Genomic DNA, 2,507 nt, shown 5'->3' on the forward strand with positions numbered 1-2,507 from the left:
CCCGTCACCCCCGGCCTACGATGATCTCGAGTCATCGATCAGCCGATCACCCGCGTCCCGTGCCGCAGCGCTCGGGACGCCGTTCCGGGGAGGAACCTTGTCCGAGCACCTTGTCGAGCCGCGCGTACCACGTGATCTGCACGCCTTCATCGCCTCGCTGCCGAAGGCCGAACTGCACGTCCACCACGTCGGCTCCGCCTCCCCCCGGATCGTGTCGGAACTGGCGGCCCGGCACCCCGACTCCCGGGTGCCGAGCGACCCCGAGGCCCTGGCCGACTACTTCACGTTCACGGACTTCGCGCACTTCATCGAGGTGTATCTGTCCGTCGTCGACCTCATCCGCACCCCGGAGGACGTCCGGCTGCTGACGTACGAGGTGGCGCGCGACCTGGCCCGGCAGCAGGTGCGGTACGCCGAGCTGACGATCACGCCGTTCTCCTCGACCCGGCGCGGCATCGACGAGCATGCCTTCATGGAGGCGATCGAGGACGCCCGCAAGGCCGCGGAGGCCGAGTTCGGGACCGTACTGCGGTGGTGCTTCGACATCCCCGGCGAGGCCGGCCTGGAGGCCGCCGAGGAGACAGCGCGGCTCGCCACCGACGACCGGCTGCGCCCGGAGGGCCTGGTCTCCTTCGGTCTCGGCGGCCCCGAGATCGGCGTACCGCGGCCGCAGTTCAAGCCGTACTTCGACCGTGCCATCGCCGCCGGCCTGCACTCCGTGCCGCACGCCGGCGAGACCACCGGCCCGGAGACGGTCTGGGACGCCCTCACCCACCTGCGCGCCGAGCGCATCGGGCACGGCACCAGCTCCGCCCAGGACCAGAAGCTGCTCGCCCATCTCGCCGAGCACCGCATCGCGTTGGAGGTCTGCCCGACGTCCAACATCGCAACGCGCGCCGTCCGCACCCTCGACGAGCACCCGCTGGCACAGTTCGTGCAGGCCGGCGTCCTGGTCACGATCAACTCCGACGACCCGCCGATGTTCGGCACCGACCTCGACAACGAGTACGCCGTCGCCGCCCGCCTGCTGGACCTCGACGAGCGGGGACTGGCCGACCTCGCGAAGAACGCGGTCGAGGCGTCCTTCCTGGACGAGGCCGGCAAGCGCCGTATCAAGGACGAGATCGACACGTACACGACGGACTGGCTCGCTCCCTGATTCACCTCGCCTCCCCGAGTCACCCCACCTCCCCGAGTCACCTCGCCTCCCCCGGTCCCGGTACGTCCCGACACAATGGGCGCATGCAGACGCTGACTGCCGTGGCCCATCGCGGCGACCCCTACCGCTTCCGTGAGAACACGATCGACTCGCTGCGTTCCGCGCTCGACCGGGGCGCGGACGCGGTCGAGATCGACGTACGGCTCACGAAGGACGGCGTGCCCGTGCTGCTGCACGACGAGACGCTGAAGCGGCTGTGGGAGCAGGACCGTCCGCTGCTCGCGCTGTCCGCGGCCGAGGTGCGCGGGCTGACGGCGGGCGCGGTGCCGACCCTCGCGGAGGCGCTCGCGGCGACCGGGGGCAGCCGGGTGATGCTGGACCTGCCGGGGACCCGGGAGGTCCGCACCGCGCGGCGGGTCGTGGACGTCGTGCGGGAGGCGGGCGCGGCCGACCGGGTCTACTACTGCGCCGACGCCGCCGCGATGCTCGCCGTGCGCGGCGCCGATCCGGCCGCGGAGATCGCCCTGACCTGCACCAGCCTCGCTCCCCCGCGTCCCGCCCTGCTGGACGCGGTCAAGCCGCGCTGGCTCAACTACCGTTTCTCCCTGGTCGACCGCGACCTCGCGGCCCGCGTCCACCACGACGGCTGTCTGCTGTCCGTGTGGACCCCTGACACCCGCCGTTCCATGCGCCGGCTGATCGATCTGGGCGTCGACTCGATCACCAGCAACCGCATCGACCTGCTGTGCGCGCTGCGGGACTACACGCGGGAGCGCTGAGGCACCGTCGCCGGGTCGGCCGGGGTCGAGCGGGTGACGTACTGCGGGACGGGGGTGTCGTCGCCACCGGTGTCGCGGACCAGGCCGTAGCGCGTGGCGCCCTGGGGCGGGCCGGTGGTGATGTCCTTCTCCGCCGCGTCCCAGGTGGTGGGGAGGACGCTCAGGCCGTAGTCGGCGCCGCGTTCGTTGACGGTGAGGGTGACCCTGCCGTCGAGGTAGAAGTACTCGTTCTGCCACATCTGCTGGGTGCCGGCCGGCAGGACGTCGTAGCCGGTGGCCTGGGAGCCCATGCCGGTGGCGGTGGCGTCGGTGGTGCCGACCGGGTCGTCCATGCGCCGCCCGCCGCCGGAGGCGACGTGGAAGAGCTTGCCCTTCAGGCCGGTCCAGGAGGGCGGGACCAGGCTGCCGGACCGGTACTGCGGTGAGATCTGCCAGCGCACCAGGACATAGCCCTCGCCGCTGAGCGTCACGCCGTCGCCCCGGTGGTTCAGGACGGCGTGCGCGCCGCCGGTGCTGGTGACGCCCTTCTCGGGGCGGTGCGGCAGGGCCGCGGGCGGGGTGTCCGGGGC

General features: G+C 72.2%; 2 protein-coding genes and 1 pseudogene. 2 read left to right on the plus strand and 1 reads right to left on the minus strand.

Annotated features, from left to right (window positions below; all coding sequences use genetic code 11):
- The first annotated feature begins 97 nt into the window (after positions 1-97).
- Both GRC12_RS43585 and GRC12_RS43590 read left to right on the plus strand, forming a co-directional pair.
- Positions 98-1,159 (plus strand): adenosine deaminase, encoded by a 1,062-nt coding sequence (locus tag GRC12_RS43585; protein ID WP_208785972.1) that lies wholly within the window; start codon positions 98-100, stop codon positions 1,157-1,159.
- 83 nt (positions 1,160-1,242) lie between these two features.
- On the plus strand, positions 1,243-1,938 hold the full coding sequence (locus GRC12_RS43590; protein ID WP_133047388.1) for a glycerophosphodiester phosphodiesterase: 696 nt from the start codon (positions 1,243-1,245) through the stop codon (positions 1,936-1,938).
- Here the strand turns inward: GRC12_RS43590 and GRC12_RS43595 are convergent.
- Positions 1,920-2,507, minus strand: a pseudogene (locus GRC12_RS43595) (sigma-70 family RNA polymerase sigma factor); the annotation flags it as partial. The gene GRC12_RS43590 and the pseudogene GRC12_RS43595 overlap by 19 nt on opposite strands.

The sequence above is a fragment of the Streptomyces griseorubiginosus genome (assembly GCF_017614965.1).
Lineage (GTDB): Bacteria > Actinomycetota > Actinomycetes > Streptomycetales > Streptomycetaceae > Streptomyces > Streptomyces griseorubiginosus_B.